This is a genomic window from Marinitenerispora sediminis (assembly GCF_003336425.1).
GTDB classification, from domain to species: domain Bacteria; phylum Actinomycetota; class Actinomycetes; order Streptosporangiales; family Streptosporangiaceae; genus Marinitenerispora; species Marinitenerispora sediminis.
Genome location: NZ_QEIO01000366.1, coordinates 1 through 445, shown reverse-complemented (window position 1 = coordinate 445; position 445 = coordinate 1). Strand labels below are relative to the sequence as shown.

The 445-nt window shown below is 48.8% G+C and carries 1 protein-coding gene; it reads left to right on the top strand.

Annotated features, from left to right (window positions below; all coding sequences use genetic code 11):
* The coding region (locus DEF28_RS26845) for a hypothetical protein (protein ID WP_233515565.1) at positions 1-241 on the top strand (241 nt) is incomplete at its 5' end.
* Positions 242-445: the final 204 nt, after the last annotated feature.

The window sequence follows — 445 nt, the reverse complement described above, 5'->3', positions numbered from 1 at the left end:
CACCGCCCGCACAATGCTGGCGAACAGCGAGTTCATCGTCATGCTGAATCAGGCCAGCACCGACCGGATGGAGCTTGCGGAGCTATTGAACATTTCGGACTTGCAGCTTTCCTACATCACGAACGTCGATGCCGGTAACGGGTTGATGAAGGTGGGTAGCTCCCTCGTGCCGTTCACCGACAAGTTCCCGCGTAACACGAAGCTGTATCGGCTAATGACGACGAAGCTTGGGGAGCTATAGTAAATGTAGCCGCGGGCTTGCGTTTCGAAATAATTAACAAAATTCCCTTTTGAAAGACCTGATGTGATTCGGGTCAAAAATTCCATGACGATATTTGGTTTTCGCCTAGTCCTTATTTACCGGGATCGGTGAACTAGGGTCTTCATAATAAGGTTGTTACTTACCGCTTTTAAGACTAAACCACGAGTCGGTATTTGGGTACTT